The sequence below is a fragment of the Psychrobacter sp. 4Dc genome, assembly GCF_002836715.1.
GTDB lineage: Bacteria > Pseudomonadota > Gammaproteobacteria > Pseudomonadales > Moraxellaceae > Psychrobacter.
In genome coordinates, this window is the sequence record NZ_PJAT01000129.1 from 1 (window position 1) to 1,809 (window position 1,809).

2 protein-coding genes and 1 pseudogene are annotated in these 1,809 nt (G+C 44.0%); 2 read left to right on the plus strand and 1 reads right to left on the minus strand.

Annotated elements, in window-relative coordinates:
* A pseudogene (locus CXF61_RS11855) lies at window positions 1-1,067 on the plus strand (IS256 family transposase); the annotation flags it as partial.
* 43 nt (window positions 1,068-1,110) lie between these two features.
* Here the strand turns inward: CXF61_RS11855 and CXF61_RS11860 are convergent.
* The gene (locus tag CXF61_RS11860; RefSeq protein WP_165598333.1) at window positions 1,111-1,527 is read right to left on the minus strand and encodes a hypothetical protein; all 417 of its coding nucleotides are present in this window, start codon (window positions 1,525-1,527) and stop codon (window positions 1,111-1,113) included.
* Window positions 1,528-1,611: 84 nt separating this feature from the next.
* Between CXF61_RS11860 and CXF61_RS11865 the strand changes: the two genes are divergently transcribed.
* The coding region (locus tag CXF61_RS11865; protein WP_193834225.1) for an IS1 family transposase at window positions 1,612-1,809 on the plus strand (198 nt) is incomplete at its 3' end.

Here is a 1,809-nt window from a genome sequence, read left to right on the forward strand (position 1 = left end):
TGACACAGGCGATCTTGAGATATCCACCCCAAGAGACCGTCATGGTGACTTTGAGCCTGTACTTGTCAGTAAGCATCAAACCCGTATTAGTGGCCTTGATGATAAAATCATATTTCACTACAGGCATAGCCTTACGTCTTGCGCTTCGGGCAAGTGTCTCCCAGACACTTGCTGATCCTCGCTCATACGCCAAGGGTCAAACCACTACTGAGATTGTCGAAACCATCAAGGACATCTACGACGTCGACATCTCAAGCAGCTTGGTTTCCAGAGTCACTGACAACATCTTGGATGACATCACCGCTTGGCAGAACCGGCCGCTGAGCAGTGTTTATCCTATCGTCTACTTAGACTGCATTGTCGTCAAAGTTCGTCAGGACAAGCAGATCATCAACAAAGCTATCTATCTGGCCTTAGGCGTTGCTCTTGATGGTAAAAAAGAGCTGCTTGGCATGTGGCTATCAGAGAACGAGGGCGCTAAATTCTGGCTTGGTGTTCTCACTGAGCTACAAAACCGCGGGGTTCAAGATATTCTTATTGCCTGTGTAGACGGCCTAAAAGGCTTCCCTGATGCCATCAATACGGTCTACCCTAACGCTCAGGTTCAGCTGTGTATCGTGCATATGGTGCGCTATTCGATGAAGTTCGTACCTTGGACGGACAAGAAGGCCGTAGCAGCTGATTTAAAGGCCATCTATGGCGCTGATACGCTTGAGATGGCAGAGGCCAACCTTGAGCACTTTGATGAGGTATGGGGCAAAGAGTACCCGCATGTCATCAAGTCTTGGCGCAATAACTGGGAGGGCTTAACGGTGTTCTTTGGTTATCCTAAAGACATCAGAAGAGTGATCTATACCACCAATGCGATAGAGTCGCTAAACAGTGTGATTCGAACGGTGGTGAATAAGCGTAAGGTGTTTCCCTCTGATCAGGCAGCATTCAAAGTGGTGTACTTAGCAACCCAGCAGGCATCCAAAAAGTGGTCGATGCCGATCCGTAACTGGACGTCTGCCCTTAATCGCTTTATGATTATGTTTGATGATCGCATTAGTAAGCATTTAATCTAAATGGCAGTTACACAGAATTCGGGATGGTCTCTGTTAAATCGCTCTATGTCTCAATTCTGCGTTCATCGTTAATAAAGATTTGTTGATCAGCAGTGGATGTTTTAGACCAGTTATGAATGATTAGATCCGCGACAGCCATCGACTGCTCCCTAAAAGAAGAATTCTTTTCTTCCAACACACCTGCAAGATTAAAAAATAATTTCCTACTATCTTTATTATTCCACGTATCTAATAAAAAAGAGTCAGGTATGTTTTTTCTTCTAGTGTCAAGAACTAACAGGGCTACAAAATCTTGTTGGTTAGAATAAGCCTCTAATGCCCATGATGGAATAGGGGCTTGATCTATAGTGCCAAGTCTCTCCATTTCAGCAAGCTTTTTTAAAGCCTGAAACTTGTTATCATCTATCCTTCCCACATTGTTTTTGACATACCACCAACCAATAAAAACCACTACTAACAATAAAATTATGGGTGGTGTATCAAAAAGTATGCTGAGGAGATGAAAGGAGGGTGACAGCCGAAGCAAGATGATATATTTGAGGTTATGAAGACACAAATACAGATCAATTGCCCCGACTGTCACAGTCCCAGTTTTTCGATACACGGCAAAAAAAGCTATGGCAAGCAGAACTACCAGTGTAAGAACTGCAAACGTCAATTCATTGGCGACCATGCCTTAACTTATCATGGCTGTCACTCTAAAATAGAAGACATCATACGGCTAATGACGGTTAGAGGTTGC